Origin of the sequence: Nitrospira sp. (genome assembly GCA_037045225.1) — a bacterium.
Lineage (GTDB): Bacteria > Nitrospirota > Nitrospiria > Nitrospirales > Nitrospiraceae > Nitrospira_A.
On the sequence record JBAOHZ010000009.1, the window covers coordinates 88,254 to 103,884 of the forward strand.

14 protein-coding genes are annotated in these 15,631 nt (G+C 58.4%); 7 read left to right on the plus strand and 7 right to left on the minus strand.

Annotated features, from left to right (window positions below):
* Positions 1-50 precede the first annotated feature (50 nt).
* The 4 genes from V9G17_01555 to V9G17_01570 all read left to right on the plus strand — a co-directional run bounded on the left by V9G17_01555 (position 51) and on the right by V9G17_01570 (position 5,006).
* A complete protein-coding gene (locus V9G17_01555; protein ID MEI2751260.1) occupies positions 51-1,502 on the plus strand; it encodes an RtcB family protein in 1,452 nt (483 codons plus the stop codon).
* A gap of 23 nt (positions 1,503-1,525) precedes the next feature.
* Positions 1,526-1,882, plus strand: a complete 357-nt coding sequence (locus tag V9G17_01560) for a PilZ domain-containing protein (protein MEI2751261.1) — start codon at positions 1,526-1,528, stop codon at positions 1,880-1,882.
* A gap of 29 nt (positions 1,883-1,911) precedes the next feature.
* Positions 1,912-2,637, plus strand: coding sequence for a hypothetical protein (locus tag V9G17_01565; protein MEI2751262.1), 726 nt, complete (start codon positions 1,912-1,914; stop codon positions 2,635-2,637).
* 242 nt (positions 2,638-2,879) lie between these two features.
* Positions 2,880-5,006, plus strand: coding sequence for an EAL domain-containing protein (locus V9G17_01570; GenBank protein ID MEI2751263.1), 2,127 nt, complete (start codon positions 2,880-2,882; stop codon positions 5,004-5,006).
* Here V9G17_01570 and V9G17_01575 read toward each other — a convergent pair.
* The 3 genes from V9G17_01575 to V9G17_01585 all read right to left on the minus strand — a co-directional run bounded on the left by V9G17_01575 (position 4,972) and on the right by V9G17_01585 (position 9,066).
* The gene (locus tag V9G17_01575; GenBank protein ID MEI2751264.1) at positions 4,972-6,612 is read right to left on the minus strand and encodes a tetratricopeptide repeat protein; all 1,641 of its coding nucleotides are present in this window, start codon (positions 6,610-6,612) and stop codon (positions 4,972-4,974) included. The genes V9G17_01570 and V9G17_01575 overlap by 35 nt on opposite strands.
* A gap of 160 nt (positions 6,613-6,772) precedes the next feature.
* Positions 6,773-8,194 (minus strand): Si-specific NAD(P)(+) transhydrogenase, encoded by a 1,422-nt coding sequence (gene sthA, locus V9G17_01580; protein MEI2751265.1) that lies wholly within the window; start codon positions 8,192-8,194, stop codon positions 6,773-6,775.
* Positions 8,191-9,066: an HDOD domain-containing protein gene (locus V9G17_01585; protein MEI2751266.1), complete on the minus strand. Its 876-nt coding sequence runs from the start codon at positions 9,064-9,066 to the stop codon at positions 8,191-8,193. The genes sthA and V9G17_01585 overlap by 4 nt, the downstream gene beginning before the upstream one ends.
* 186 nt (positions 9,067-9,252) lie before the next feature.
* Between V9G17_01585 and V9G17_01590 the strand changes: the two genes are divergently transcribed.
* The 3 genes from V9G17_01590 (at position 9,253) to V9G17_01600 (ending at position 11,110) form a co-directional block, all read left to right on the plus strand.
* Positions 9,253-9,696 carry a hypothetical protein gene (locus tag V9G17_01590; GenBank protein MEI2751267.1) on the plus strand — a complete coding sequence of 148 codons (444 nt, stop codon included), beginning with the start codon at positions 9,253-9,255 and terminating at the stop codon, positions 9,694-9,696.
* Between the two features lie 173 nt (positions 9,697-9,869).
* A complete protein-coding gene (locus V9G17_01595) occupies positions 9,870-10,793 on the plus strand; it encodes a CoB--CoM heterodisulfide reductase iron-sulfur subunit B family protein (protein MEI2751268.1) in 924 nt (307 codons plus the stop codon).
* Positions 10,790-11,110, plus strand: a complete 321-nt coding sequence (locus V9G17_01600) for a cupin domain-containing protein (GenBank protein ID MEI2751269.1) — start codon at positions 10,790-10,792, stop codon at positions 11,108-11,110. The genes V9G17_01595 and V9G17_01600 overlap by 4 nt, the downstream gene beginning before the upstream one ends.
* A gap of 207 nt (positions 11,111-11,317) precedes the next feature.
* On the opposite strand, the gene V9G17_01605 is transcribed toward V9G17_01600, so the two are convergent.
* The 4 genes from V9G17_01605 to V9G17_01620 form a co-directional block, all read right to left on the minus strand.
* Positions 11,318-11,662: a hypothetical protein gene (locus V9G17_01605; GenBank protein MEI2751270.1), complete on the minus strand. Its 345-nt coding sequence runs from the start codon at positions 11,660-11,662 to the stop codon at positions 11,318-11,320.
* Positions 11,663-11,775: 113 nt separating this feature from the next.
* Positions 11,776-12,747, minus strand: coding sequence for a multicopper oxidase domain-containing protein (locus V9G17_01610; protein MEI2751271.1), 972 nt, complete (start codon positions 12,745-12,747; stop codon positions 11,776-11,778).
* A gap of 172 nt (positions 12,748-12,919) precedes the next feature.
* Positions 12,920-13,660: a Crp/Fnr family transcriptional regulator gene (locus V9G17_01615; protein MEI2751272.1), complete on the minus strand. Its 741-nt coding sequence runs from the start codon at positions 13,658-13,660 to the stop codon at positions 12,920-12,922.
* The gene (locus tag V9G17_01620; protein ID MEI2751273.1) at positions 13,617-15,503 is read right to left on the minus strand and encodes a transketolase; all 1,887 of its coding nucleotides are present in this window, start codon (positions 15,501-15,503) and stop codon (positions 13,617-13,619) included. Before V9G17_01620 ends, V9G17_01615 begins: the two co-directional genes overlap by 44 nt.
* Between the last annotated feature and the right edge of the window lie 128 nt (positions 15,504-15,631).

A 15,631-nucleotide genomic window follows, 5' to 3' on the forward strand; every position in this document is an offset into this window, starting at 1 on the left:
GAGTGCCCGGGAACGACGTTGGAGACCTTCTTCAACACCCGGCTGAACCTATGAAACTGAACACCGACATGCAGGTCGTCAAGATCACGGACTACCTCTGGGAAATTCCGCCTTCAGAAAAGCCGGGCATGCTGGTGCCGGCCCGCATCTACGCCAGCGCTGCCATTCTGGGCGCGATGGACCGGGGTGTCTTCGATCAAGTGACCAACGTGGCCTGCCTGCCAGGGATCCATCGTTATGCGCTCTGCATGCCTGACGGACATTGGGGATACGGGTTTCCCATCGGCGGTGTGGCGGCATTCAACCCCGAGGACGGAGTCATCTCTCCCGGCGGCGTGGGCTACGATATCAACTGCGGGATGCGGCTGATCCGCACTGACTTGTCACTTGCCGAGGTGCAACCGAAACTGGAACTGCTCATGACCGAGCTGTTCCGTCGTGTGCCGGCTGGTGTCGGATCACGGGGCTTCGTGAATCTGTCCCGGCGTGATTTTCGCGATGTCATGCGGCAAGGAGCAGGCTGGTGTATCGCGCAGGGATATGGCTGGGAAGAGGATCTCGAACGGATCGAGGAGCGCGGGTGCCTGGAGGGCGCAGATCCTACCCATGTGACGGACTACGCCATCGAGCGCGGCATCAACCAACTCGGCACCCTGGGATCCGGCAACCACTACCTGGAAATACAAGTGCTCTCCGACAAGGGCATCTACGACCGTGCGACCGCCGCAGCCATGGGATTGACCGGTCGCGACCAGGTTGTGGTGATGGTCCATTGCGGGTCCCGAGGATTCGGCCATCAAGTGGCGAGCGACTATCTCAAAATATTTGAAAAAGCCATGCGTCGATACGGCATCTTCGTCAACGATCAGCAGCTCGCCTGTGCGCCGTTTCGCTCTCCGGAAGGGCAGGACTATTTTGGCGCGATGAACTGCGCCGCCAACACCGCATTCGCCAATCGGCAGGTGATCACCCATCAGATCCGGCTGGCCTTTGAGGCGGTGTTCGGCGAAAGCGCCCGCCGCCTGGGGCTGCAGTTGATCTACGATGTGGCGCATAACATCGCCAAGGTGGAACGCTACCAGGACGGGGAGTGGCTCGTGCACCGCAAGGGAGCCACTCGTGCGTTCGGGCCAGGGAGTCCGGAACTTCCGGCCTGTTATCGAGGGATGGGCCAGCCGGTGATCTGCGGCGGGTCGATGGAGACCGGGTCTTATCTGTTGGTCGGCACCGATCAAGCCATGCAGGAGACCTTCGGGTCGACCATGCACGGTTCCGGCCGAACCATGTCGCGTGCGCAGGCCAAACGCACCGTGCGCGGCGAGCAGCTCATGCGCGACATGAAACAGCACGGGATTCTGGTCAAAGCCGTGTCCATGTCGGGACTGGCTGAAGAAGCCGGGTTCGCGTATAAAAACATCTCCGATATCGTCGACACCGTAGAGCACGCGGGAATTACAAAAAAGGTGGCGGAACTGAAACCAATCGGCAATATAAAGGGCTAGCCCTACACGAGCCCAAACCGATCATGGATCAACGCCACCATCCACGTTTTCCCGTCCACTTTCGGAGTTCCTTCAGTTCAGTCAACCGCGTGGGAGGTGACGGAACCGTCATCGACCTGTCGATGCGCGGGTGTGGCATCGTCGGTTCGACGGTCGTGCATCCCGGCACCACAATGGAACTCCATATCCACACCTCGGCAACTGACCCGCCGCTGGTCATTCAGCAAGGCGTCGTACGGTGGTGCCGCGACGGCCGCATCGGGCTCGAGTTCATCTCGCTGCAACCGGAGGAATGGGCGCGACTCCAAAGCATTGTGAAAGAACTGACTCGTCAACCCTACGAACAAACTCACTCCTCACAAGACCGCCTCAATACCTGACGTGCCCGTCCCGCTAAGGAGGATTCATCATGGCCCACGCGCCGCTTCGCACGTCTCGATTACCTCGTACTTGGTTGCCGGCAATCCTCATCAGCGTCATTATTTCCGCCTGCTGCGCAGCGGGACTCTATGTGCTGCTCGCACAGCAGGATCGCTCGCTCGTCACCCAACGCAATGCGGCGATGGTCATGGCAACCGAGCAGAGCGCACGGGCCATGGCACGCACGGTGGCCTGGTTCGGTGAGTCGCTGGTCGACGACAATTTCGCCACCATGCAGCGGACGCTCGAGCAACATGCGAACCAGGCGAATTGGCTCGATGCCGCAGTCATCACAGAAGACAACACCGTCGTGGCGACCAGCAACCTTGCCACCCTTGGAACTCAGCTCTACGATCCAGCCTGGCTGGCTGCGCGAAAAACCCAGAGCGGCTCCCTTACCGCCGGGATGGATAAAGGGAGACCGGTCATAATGGTGATTGAGCCATTCCGTCAGCAGAATCGCATCGCGGGATGGATCAGACTGGTCATTGCACTCCCTCCAGACTCCGCCGCCCTGCGCTCCGAGGATGATTTGGGACGGGACGTGGCGCTGGTGATCGGACCGTTGCTCCTCATAATGATCCTCCTCTTGAGTCTGACCATGCGCGGTCTGATGCACCGCGTCCGAGTGCTCCTGCTCGATCTCTTGATGGACGCCAAGAGTCAAACCCTGGCTCCGATCGAAAACAGGGCCGAACCCTCTGAGCGGGGATAATGCCCGGCGGCGCCTAGCCGTAATACAGGCCCCTGAAATCATGTGTTTCACTTAAGAAGTATTCCTACATGTCTACGCCACAGAAACTGTTAATTTTCTAGCGCTTCTTGGAAATTTTGCTACGCTCAGACAGGAACGCCATACACCGAACTGTCAGAATGATCCGAGGCGCCCTGGTAGCAGAACGGCGTAGGTTTCTGTAGACGTGCGGTGCACCTCATTGTAATCCTGAAGCCGACACCATGACGCTAACTCATCCCACCATCCTTGTTGCCGACGACGATCCGCTGTCACGACTCTTTGTCCGGAACGCATTGGAACCGGCCGGCATGACCGTGATCGAAGCCATGGGAGGCAAGGATGCGTTAACGAAGTTCGAGACCCTGGCACCGGACCTTGTCGTGCTGGACATCATGATGCCGGACATCGATGGGTATCTGACCTGCTCCCGGCTTCGCACGCTCCCCCGTGGGAAACGTGTCCCGATCTTGATCCTTACGGGATTGGATGACGCCAATTCCATCGCCCAGGCCTATGAACACGGCGCGACGGACTTCATCACCAAACCGGTCAACGCGACGATTCTCTGTCATCATGTCCGATACATGCTCCGAACCAACAATGTGCTCCATGCGCTCATCCGCAGTGAATCTCGCCTTGAATTGGCCCAGCGTATCGCCCGCATCGGCAACTGGGACTGGAATCCCGGAACCAATCGCTTCACCATGTCGAATGAATTGTGCCGTCTGGTCGGCATACGTCCGCATGATTTTTCCGGAACCTTTGAGGCCTTCCTCAATTTCGTTCACCCGGACGACCGCCCGGTGGTGAACGGCGCGCTCGAAAAATTGATCGCCCAACATACCCCTTGCGACATCGACCACCGGGTAATGTTGCCGAACGGCACCGACTTCATCATTCATCTTCAGGCGGAAGGCGTGCGCGAAGAGGAAACGGGTGAGCTGACGGTCATCGGAACCGCTCAGGACATCACCGAACGGAAACAGGCCGAACGGGCCATCCATCGATTGGCGTATTACGACAGTCTCACAGGCCTGGCCAATCGCGTCTTATTTAAAGATCGCCTCTCCAATGCACTCTCCTATGCTGAGCGTCACCATCAGCATCTGGCGACCCTCTTCATCGACTTGGATCGTTTTAAGGTGATTAACGATACACTGGGACACACGGTGGGAGACCGTCTGCTCACACATGTGGCGGAACGGTTGAGTGAGTCGGTTCGCCTGAGCGATTCGGTCGGCCGACATGCCGACCACGAACCGCCCCATGCTCTGGCGCGGCTCGGCGGGGATGAATTTACGATTCTGCTCACCGCCTTGCCGGCGCCGGAAGATGCCGGCAGAGTGGCCCGGCGAATTTTAGAGTCGCTGGCACACCCCTTCAGCATCGACGGGCACGAAATCTTCATCTCAGCCAGTATCGGCATTTCGATCTTTCCCACTGACGGTTCCACCGTGGAGGCGTTGCTCAAGAACGCCGACACCGCGATGTACCACGCCAAAGAGCAGGGGCGGAACAACTGCCAATTCTATTCGTCCGGCCTCAATGCCGCCGCCGCCGAGCGCCTCGATCTGGAGAACGAACTCCGCCGCGCATTGGAACGGGAAGAGTTCCTCGTCTACTATCAGCCGAAACTGAATATTCACTCCCGCAAGATTCTGGGCGCGGAAGCGCTCGTTCGTTGGAAGCACCCCAAACGCGGCGTGGTGCCGCCGGGCGTCTTTTTGAACGCGGCCATCGACACAGGCCTCATCCGACCGATGGACGAATGGGTGCTTCGTGAGGCCTGCCGTCAGGTCAAGGCGTGGGAAGTGGCCGGACTGCCGCCCATCACCGTCTCAGCCAACGTATCCAATTCCCTGTTTCACGGACGAACGCTGCCGACCACGGTCGCCGATGCACTTCGCGACTCCGGCCTGAACGCCTCGCAACTGGAATTGGAACTGACCGAGTCCATCGCCATGCGGGACGTCGAGGCGTCGGTCACCATGTTGGAAGGTCTCCGTACGATGGGAGTCCGCCTCTCGATCGACGACTTCGGAACCGGCTATTCCTCGCTCAGTTATCTCCAGCGATTTCCCCTGAGCCGGCTGAAAATCGATCAGTCGTTTGTCCGCGATTTGCTCACGAATGAGAACAACGTCAAGATCACCCGGGCCATCATCGCGATGGCGCACAGCCTGAATCTCTCGGTCTTGGCGGAAGGGGTCGAAACAGAAGGACAGCTGGAAAAGTTGCGAGAGGAAGGCTGCGATGAGGTTCAGGGCTATCTGTTCAGCCGACCGGTCTGTGCCGAGGATTTTGAACGGTTACTCAAGGGCGATGCCGATGTCCGTACAGCAGCGTAATGTTGATCCGCCGGTTGATCAGTCCCTCCTTAAACGCGATGTCATCGGTTTCGTGGAACAGATCTGAATTGAAGACCACCGCTCGGTTCGCGCGATAGGGAATCTTGATTTCCTGAGCCCCCTGGGACTTCAGCCACTCATAGATTCTGCCTCGGGCCTTGTCGCTGTTATACGTCTTGAAATCCCAGTCCCCCGGGGCTTCTTTATCCCACACCACCAATCCGCCGCTCTCCGGATTCAGATTCGCTTCATCGGGTGTAATCCAGAAATTGACGTTGACCGCCGCGGCATCGGCATGAATGTTCAGTCCACGCCTGGCGCTATCATGTTTAAACGCCCAGGCCTGAGTCAGACGGTGCGCGCCGAAGATACGCGGTAACCGGCGCCGTAACTCCTCGGCAATTTGCAGCAGCAGGGGAGAGGCGAAGCCGTCGCCCAGAAAAGCCCCGATATAGCCGTTCTCGTAGTCTTTCTTCCAGATCGTCGAGGTCCAGCAGAACTGCCTCAACCGGCGCAAGGCCTCATCCGTCAACAGCCCGTCGATGTACGTCGCCTCCGGCTGCGTCGCCAGATACCGGGCCTCGATGGCTGCGCTGTCCAAATCAGGCGCCAATGCCCCGCCATCGATCGCCTCGCAAGGGGCGACATAGATCAATCGATTGAACGACGGCGCAATGGGTTGCATCTCAGCAGGGGACAAGGGCACACGATTGGGAGCAGCCGCCCCCACGGTCTCCGATGGAATCAACTTCGCATGCAACTGTGTCAGCGCCTCGTGATAGGGACGCCATTCGGCCCCCACCAGACCCTGCTCATCCAAATACTGTAGTTGCTCCGCATCATGTTTGAGGCGGGAACGAAAGACGGTGGTCTCGCTCACAGGGCGGCCATGCGCATATTTGGCGTGGGCCGTTTCAGCGAAGCAACGCAGAGCCCGCGGCATATCCTCTCGCCAAATCCAGGCGATACCCAGGTTATAGAGCGCGGTGCCATACCCAGGGAAGATCTGAAGCGCGCGTTCGAAACAGCGGATGGCCTCATCCGATCGACCCTGTTCAAGCAGGACCAACCCAAGATTGTTCTGGGCCTCCGCGTGCGTCGGCTTCAAGGCAATCGCCCGCCGATACGACTCCGCGGCCTCATCCAATCGCCCCTGCGCCTTCAGCACCACGCCGAGGTTGTTGTGCGCTTCAGAATGCTCGGGGTTGAGAACCAGCACCTGCGCATAGGCAGCCTGCGCATCGGTGAGACGGCCCAGTTCCTTATAGGCATTCCCGAGATTCGTACGGGCTTCGATATAGCGGGGATTCCATTGAATAGCCTGGCCATAGGCATCGACTGCCTCTGTGGTGAACCCTGCACGTTGAAGCACCACGCCGCGGTTGAACCAATAGACCGGATTGCGCGGAGCAGCGGCGCAGGCCTGGGCAAGCCAGGTGATGGCCTCTTTTAGATTGCCGCGTCGATAGGTGAGGAGCCCCAGACCATGGAGGGCATCCGGCTGTGCTGGTGTCCGCTCGAGCAGGGACCGGTAGCCCCGTTCGGCTTCATCCAGCCGCCCAGCCTGATGATGCATTTGCGCCTCACGCAGAAGCGCCGCTGACATGTCGGTGCCTCCGCCATGTTTGCCATGCAATTTGTCATCGCGACGGCGCTCATTCCGATTCACGACCAGCCCTCCGGCGGTGGACGTACGGATCGACCAGAGAGTAGCGCACATAAGGCCTGGGGGTCAAAGAGGAAGACGGCGACAGGAGAACGGGAGATTATGCGGCCTGAGGAGGACTCTGTTGCTTGCGGCGTTGGCCTAGGATATCGAGGGCGGCCACGCGATACCCTTCGGCAAACGTGGGAAAGCTGAAGATGGAGTCGATAAACCGATCAATCGTCGCCCCGTCCTGCAGGGCCATCTGGCCGATGTGAATTAATTCGGTCGCATTCTCGCCGACGATCTGTACCCCGAGCAATCGCTCGCCGGAGGGATCGGCAATGAGCTTTAACAGTCCATTGCAGGCTCCCGTGATCTGCCCCTTGGCAATTTCTGTGAACCGCGCGCGCCCGACCAGCGGGCCGCGGTAACGGGCAGCGGCCTGTTCCTCATCAAGTCCGATCGACGCGATCTCGGGAATGGTATAGATCCCGACGGGAACCTGGTTCAGGGAGTCCCCGATGGGAATTCCCAGTGCGTGACTGACGGCTCGGCGACCGTCTTCCATCGCTTGTGAGGCCAGGGCCGGAGGGCGGCCTAACATGTCACCGGCCGCGAAAATGTGAGGGAGCTCGGTTTGCCCATATTCGTTCACGGGAATGCGGCCCTTTTCATCCAACGTCAACCCTGCCGCTTGGAGATTCAATTCCTCGACGTTCGGTTGCCGCCCCAAGGCGACCAACATTTTTTCGCTCTTCACCGCCATGCCGTTTTCCAACCTGGCAATGACAGCGGAGACTCCATCCCACGCCACCTCTATGACGGTATGGCCGACGTAAAACCGACCGCCCTGCTGCTCGATGCTGCGTTGAAATACGTCGACGATTTCCTTATCCATGAAGGGGAGTGGACGCGAGGCCTTGTCGATGAGGGTGACTTCCACCCCGAGCAACGCGAAGGTCGCGGCATATTCGCAGGCGATCACGCCTCCCCCGACGACCGTCAACGAGCGGGGCAAATAGATCATCGACAAGATCGAATCGCTGTCCAAGACATGTTCATGGTCGACAGGGATTTCAGGAATCGAACGCGGCCGGGATCCGGTCGCCAGGACAATCGTATCGGCTTGGAGCCCCTGCCTGGCGCCATCGATCGCCTCCAATTCAATCTCGTGCGGCGAGAGAAATCGGGCGCGCCCGTGCCGATAGGTGACGCCGTTACGCGCAAGTTGATCGGCCATGTAACATTCGTGCGCCTTGACCACTTCATCCAAACGATGCAGCAACACGGACATAGGCACATCAGACCGCAGCCGTCCCTCGAACACTTCGCTCGACCGTTTGAGTCGCTCGAACTGTAAGGCCGTCTCGCGCAGGGTCTTACTGGGAATCGTCCCCCGGTACACACAGTTGCCGCCGATGCCCTGTTCCTGTTCGATCAGGACGACTTTCTTGCCGGCTTTGGCGCCTTGGATGGCCGCCTTCTGCCCGGCAGGACCGCTGCCCACCACCACGATGTCATACGCGTTGGAACCGATCACAATGGCATCGCCTCCACAACAACCTGCACCTTTTCCTTCAAAGCCAGAAGCATATCGATATCTTTTGGATACAAATTGAGATCGGCAAAGACCGCATGCTCCCGCACCGTCGCTTCATCGAATCCCTCCGGATCGAGAAAATGCGTGGCCAACCGACCGGCGAGACAGGTCGTCATGCACTCTTGTTTGGCCGTTTTTGCATACTGGTAATCGTTGTGAAAGCCGATCGACTCCACCACCGGGGGCGGGAGGCCCCAATCTTCGGCTACGAGCAACCCCACCTGGATGTAATAGCCCTCGAGGAGTTGATGGAGCCATTCTTTCGTCAAGGTACAATTTTGTTCCTTGGCCAGCGCCACCAACGTCTGCAGCACGACTGGTTTGCCGATCCCGTGCAAGAGGCCGCAAAGATAGGCACTTTCGACGTTGAACCGGCGCGTGCGCGCAATTTCCTTGGCATAGGCGCCACTGGCCAATGAATACTGCCAGAGACGCTTGACTTCATCATCCCATCCCGGCACCTTAAATGCGCTCCCCTTGATGGAAGCGGAAAATGCCAGTTCCGACATGAGGTTCATGCCCAGCATGGAGACGGCATGTTGTAGGGACACCACCGGGTTACGTGTCATGTAGGCTGGGGAATTGGCAATTCGAATGACATGGGCCGCCAACGCCTGGTCCTGATGAATGAGGGCCGCCAGTTTCGCTGCCTCCGCATTCGGATCATAGACCATCGCCAGAATCCTAGAGGCGACTTGAGGGAGCAGAGGGAGCTCGATCGCGCCCTTCTGGATACGCTCAATGAGAAGTTGTTCCAATGGCCCTGTTGAAGCCGGGGTCGCGTCCGTGGTTCTAGCTGGTTCAGCGCTCATAGGCCTCACACCACAGCTCAAGGTTTCGGGTTCTTCTGCGTTCTAGAGCCTTTTCGGTTCGTTTTGCCAAAAACCTTAACCCTGCGAAATCCAAGGATGGACACAGAACATGCGGCAGAGTGAATATCATAGGCCTACATACATCGGACGGCTCATGCGCCTCAGAAATCACGAAGGAGTCTCCTCATGATCGTTGGAAAAACACTGGCTCTGTTGAGTCTGCTCGTCGGCTGCCTCACGGTTTCGGTCTGGGCAGCGCCACCCGACCAACCACCCTCTTCGACGGCCGACAAGGTCATCCGGGATACCAAGGAGGCGGTCGAATCCACGAAACAGTATACGCGCGAGCAAAAAGACAGCTTCTTGCAGGCGGTGCAAGCCGAGCTGGGCGACCTCCAGATCAAGATGACGGAACTGCAGAAGAAGACCAGCGTCGCATCGGCGGAAGCCAGGACCGAACTGCAGAAGGCGATTCAGGACCTTGAGCACCGCAAGAACGAGGCCCGGAAACGGTTTGATGAGTTGAATGCTTCGACCAGTTCAGCCTGGAGTAAGATGAAAGACGGCTTGAACGAATCCCTTGAAGACCTCAAGAAAAGCTATCGCGAGACGCTCTCCAAACTGCCGTAGTCGAGCCCCATGGCTCACCCCGGTCAGAGGATCATCCAGATGCAACCTCACCCTTCTTCCCTCAATTACCATGCCAAGGCATCTGCCACAGGAGCTTCATCTCGGCCTGTTCACCGAGGGGTGAAATACGCTATGGTGAGACGAGCGGATCAGACGAACAGGCGACCAATTCCATGCCATTGAAATTTGCTCTCTATCCCGGCTGTGCCGCAAAAGGCGCCACACCTGAACTCTACCAATCCACGATGGCCATCGTCGGCCGCTTGGGTATCGAGGTCGTGGAACTGGCCGCGTCCTCCTGTTGCGGTGCCGGCGTGATCGGGGAGGCCGATCCGGATCTCGCCCTCGCGCTCAATGCCCGAACCTTTGCCCAGGCAGAGCGGCTCGGACTGGACGTGATGACCATTTGCGGCACCTGTCAGGGAGTGATGAGCGCAGCCAACCGGCGCCTGAAGAACGAACCGGCCACCCTCCAGCGAATCAATAAGATCCTCGCGCAAGACGGCATCAACTACGGCGGCAGCATCCAGGTGAAACACCTGCTCTGGATTGCGGTGCGGGATCTCGGACTGACTCGAGTGGCCGACACCGTTCACTCTCCCTTTCGTGACTTCCGTATCGCCCCCTTCTATGGTTGTTACATGCTACGACCGTCCTGGGAATTGGGATTCGACGATCCGGAAAACCCCAGTTCGCTGGAAAAAATCATTCGCGCCGTCGGCGGAGAACCGGTCGCCTACGCCGGACGAACCAAGTGTTGCGGTTTTCCGATCATTTTGGAGAAAGAAGCCATCGCGGTCGCCATGGCGGGAACCAATATGAAAGACGCGAAGGAGCACGGCGCAGACTTTATGGTGACACCCTGTCCGCTCTGTCACATGAGCCTAGACATCTATCAGGAACGAGCAGGGCGGGCCGTGAAGGCCGCGCTGAATCTCCCCATTCTCCATCTCCCGCAACTACTCGGCCTCGCGATGGGCCTCCCCGCATCGGACTTGGGTCTTTCGCGTCACCTGATTTCCGTCGACCCGATTATCACGCGCCTGCACAGGCCTGACACCGTTTCTTCATCCTTACCCGCGGAGCCCACGACATGAAAGTGATCACGCTCTCAGACTATCAGCAGTTCAGTGCCGAGAAAATGAAGAAGAATAACCTCTTCCAAACACCCCGTTTTTTTTGTGATATCTATTGTTTCGAGCCGGGCCAGGAACAGAAGGGCCACATTCACGGTGAGCAGGACAAGATTTACATCGTACTGGAAGGAGAAGGCACCTTTCAGGTCGGCTCAGAGAAGCAAGTACTCGGCTCGGGGCAGGGTACCATGGCGCCGGCGGGTGACGAACACGGGGTGCAGAATCATACGCAGCAGCAGCTGAAAGTGCTGGTGTTTGTCGCGCCGGGTTTGTCGTAACATTCCACCATCCTCATTCGTCACTCCACGCGCATCCGCTCATACCAAATGACCGCTCACTTTCGCGGACTCAGCGGCTTGTGCTTCGGAAAATCAAGAATGTCGATGAAGTTATTCCAGCGGGGATTGAAAAACAGCAAAGGTTGGTCGGTCCGGAACTCCTGGGTATGGATGCTGAAGAAAAGGTCGAACCGTTGCAAGCATCCGTTACGGGTGTGGCGGGGAAGGGGCTGCGGAGATGCAGGACTTCATGATCGAAACCGAGCACTGCCGGCTCGACGCCACACCGTGCGCCGCCGTCGCGAGGGATTCCGGCGTCACTCCAGGCTGAACGACATCCACCAGTGCATGGTCCGGCACGCTTTCGACATCAACATGATTAACGCCGGGAATCCGGACCAAGGCCGCGACGATGGACGGGCGTTGCGAGACACAGTCTGGTCCTGACAAGGAAAGGGCCACGCGCTCCTGCGAGGTTTCGGCAACGACTGGGCTCAGTAAGCCGCCGAGGATCAGGGAGTTGCACGCCAGTCTCGTTACCGAAAAGCGCATAAGTACCTCCCAATAACCACACACCGGGTACAAATTCATTGTTCACGATTACCGGTCCCTGAGCCCAGCCGCCCGTGAGGGCCGGCTGGGCTCGTTCACAAACACCACTCGTCTTACTTCGCTGGCAACTCCCACGGCACCATCGGCATCAACGGCGCCGGCTTGGCATCTGGACCTGCCAGCAACACCGCGATCGCCCCCCGCAAGGCCCCTGTGAGTGAATGGGTCACCAGCGGATAGGCTCCGGCAGATTCCACCACCACATCGAAGGTGGCCGCGCTACCCGGTCCCACCACGTAGGTTTGGACGCCCTTCAGATTATTGGCAGGGTTGCCGCTCTCATACACGTTGTCCCAAATCTCGCCGATCGGGTGAAACGAAGAAAACTCGTTCGGGCCCGCATTGACGAAATAAATCCGCACCCGCTCTCCTGGCTTGGCATCGAGTTTTCCCCCGCCGGTCACGAAGGGGTGATATTTGAAAATGCCGCCGTTGAACATCATGCCGTCATACTTGCGATCGAACATCGCTTGCACATCGTTTGGATTCTTGAAGAACTCAGACTGCACCAACACGTACTCGCGATCCGCCTTCGGCCACACTTTGGCATCCTTCGGATCCACAATGATCGCACCGAACATCCCGCGCGCAACGTGCTGGATCATGGGCGGTGCGCCGCAGTGATAGAAAAATACCCCCGGCTTCTTAGCCGTGAAGGTGAAGCTGATGCTCTCGCCGGTGTTGACGGCCCGATAGTTTTTCAAGAAATCGACTTCAGCCGCGTGGAAATCCATCGCGTGCGGATTCTTGTTGGTGCTGGGGTTCGTCAACGTAAAATTGACGGTATCACCTTCCGTCACCCGCACCACGGGACCTGGAAACTGCCCATTAAACGTCCAGGCGGCATACTTTTCCCCGCCGCCGTCGATGACGATATCCGTCTCCACCGCCGTCATCTGAATATCGTGGGTCTTGGCCTCGACGGGCATGGCCATACTGGCCACCATCCCCAGCGTCAGTCCCAACAGCGCCGCCACCTTGCACCGGTCGCGCCCGTGATTGTTACCCCGTGCCTGTTCGTGCATTCATGCCTCCTGTAATTCGATTGATTCTCTCTGCGCCTGAAAGCTCATTTGCCCCCAGATCGACATTCCAGCAAGGAATGTTGCGCATCTGCCTACACCATACGCAGGCCGAAGGCAAGAAAACATGACAAATGTCATGTTTTTAAAGATACACGCCCTGTCGTGAAAGAAATTACGTGGAAGCGAGGAGCTTGAGCTTCAGGAGATCACGAATAACGAGGCGGGCGGCCGTTCCGGATACCAGGCGATCCTTCTTGAAGCGCGCCATGATTCGGATGGCGGTTTCAGTGGTCACGCCTACCATATTCGCCATATCCTGACGAGTAAGACGAACGGACACTCGAATTCCGTTCGGTTCCTTGATGCCGCTTCGTTCAGCCAGGTTTACCAGCAGAGCCGCCAGGCGCTGGTCGGCTCGATCCAGTGCGAGGACCTTCGCTTTTTCCTGCGCTTCATTGAGACGGTTGCCGAGGTATCGGATCACTTCCATCGCGGCATCGGGATTCGCGCGCAACATCTTGAAGTACGCATCCTTTTTCATCCGCAACACGCTGACATCCCCCATGGGCTGGGCCGTGCCCGGATGGGAAGCGCCGTTGAAGGCCGAGGCATCGCAACAAAACAGGTCGCCGGGCATGAGCACTTTCAAGGTGCACTCCTTCCCGTCGAGCGACGATTTGACGCACTTGACCGACCCTTCCTTGACGATATGGAAGTACTCCGTGGGATCACCCTCACGAAAGATATACTGTCCCTTGCCGTAACGGGTTTCCGTCATTTCGCCCAGGACCTTCTGGCGATCCTGGGCGCTGAGGATCTGGAGGAGAGGAATCTGATTCAGCCCAACCGGAACATCGGAACCGGATTGTTCAGCGGGAGGCTGTTTTGGCGATTTCTTTGGCAGCTTCGACAATCGAGCGTACTCCAATTCCGAAATGATCGACGAGCTCATCCGGTTTTCCGCTACGTGGAATCTCCCGAACCGCCAACTTATGCACCCGGACACCTTCCGAGGCCAGTGCGCTCAGCACGGCATCGCCGATACCGCCGTGCGCGTAGTGGTCTTCGACCGTCAGGAACCGTCCACCGGTCGCCCGGGCACAATCCAGCAACGTCGCCCGATCCACCGGCACGATACTGTACAGGTCGACCACACGAGTGGTAATCCCGGCCGCCTTCAACTGGTCATGGGCCTTCAAGGCTTCGAATAATGTGACACCTGCCGCCACGATTGTCAGCTGGTCGGCTGCGCTCTGCCGGACAACCTTGGAACCGCCGATCCGAAACGTCTCATCCGCGCCATAAATCACCGACGTCTTGGGACGACCGGCCCGGAGGTAGACTATCCCCTTATGCGCGGCAGCCACTTCCACTAGTTTGTACATCGAGAGCGCGTCGGACGGGTACAGCACCGTCACACCGGGCTGCGCCGACATCATCGCCAGATCTTCGAGTCCCATCTGCGACGGGCCGTCTTCACCGATGCTCACACCGACGTGAGTGCCAACGAGTTTTATGTTCGACTGACTGATCGCGGCCATACGAATGAAATCGTACGCTCGCGTGAAGAACGCGGCAAACGTAGCCACAAAAGGAATTTTTCCGCAGGCCGCGATGCCGGCCGCAGCACCCACCATGTTCTGCTCCGCGATAAAGTTCTCCAGGAAGCGGTCGGGAAACCGTTTTCCAAACTTGTCGCTATAGGTGGAATTTTTCACATCCGCATCCAGCGCCACCACCTGCGGGTTGGCTTCACCGAGCGCCAGGAGGGCGGCTCCGAAGGCTTCACGCGTCGCCGCTGAGTCACCGAGCTTGTACGGTGGGGGTGCCATCGTCCCCTTGGCGGGGGCCGTGGCTTTGATGGCGGTCGGCACCGGAATCTGAAGTTCCGTCGAGCTGGGTTTAAGTTGACGTGTCAGCTCATCCAGGGCCTTCTGCGTTTCTTCGCCCTTCTTCAAGGGCTTTCCATGCCAGTCCGGATGATTCTCCATGAAAGAGATGCCGCGCCCCTTGAAGGTCTTTGCCAGCAACACCGTGGGTCGCCCCTTGGTCCGCGCCGCTTCGGCGAATGCCGCGACGAGGGCACCGACATCATGACCGTCCACCACGATGGCATGCCAGCCGAACCCGGCCCATCGGGCACGGTAGGCCTCCATGTCGTGCTGCAACATCGTGGGGTCGCTTTGCCCCAACCGGTTCACATCCACGATCGCGCACAGGTTGTCCAACGCCGTGTGCCGCGCCACTTCCGCCGCTTCCCACACGGAGCCTTCGGCGGATTCGCCGTCGCCCATCAACACATAGGTCCGGTAGTCAGTCTTGTCGATCGATTTGGCATTAAATGCGAGACCTACTCCAGCCGGCAATCCCTGCCCCAACGAGCCGGTGGCCATATCCACGAATGAGAGGCGGGGAGTCGGATGACCTTCGAGATCGGACCCGAGGGTGCGCAATTTGAGCAATTCCGATTTGGGAAACAACCCGGCTTCCGCCCAGGCTGCGTAGAGCAGGGGCGCCGCATGGCCTTTCGAGAGGACGAATCGATCGCTATTGGGTAATTTCGGATTCTTCGGATCGTACCGCATCACCGAAAAAAACAGGACCGCGACAATGTCTGCGGCCGAACAGCAACTGGAGGGATGTCCGCTCCCGGCTTCAGTCGTCGCCTTCACACTGTCTATGCGAAGGTGTGTGGCCTTATTGGCCAATGCGGTCAGAAGGTCAGGCGTGGCGGTAGAAGCAGCAGAGGCAGTCATGCGCGATCCTTTCAGAGATGGGAGCTGATAAATTCCGGGTGACTGGATGATCGTCGAGAGAGTCGAACCGCCTCTCAACGGCACGAAGCTAACAAATGGCATGCAGGGAGTCAATGAACGCATCGCCT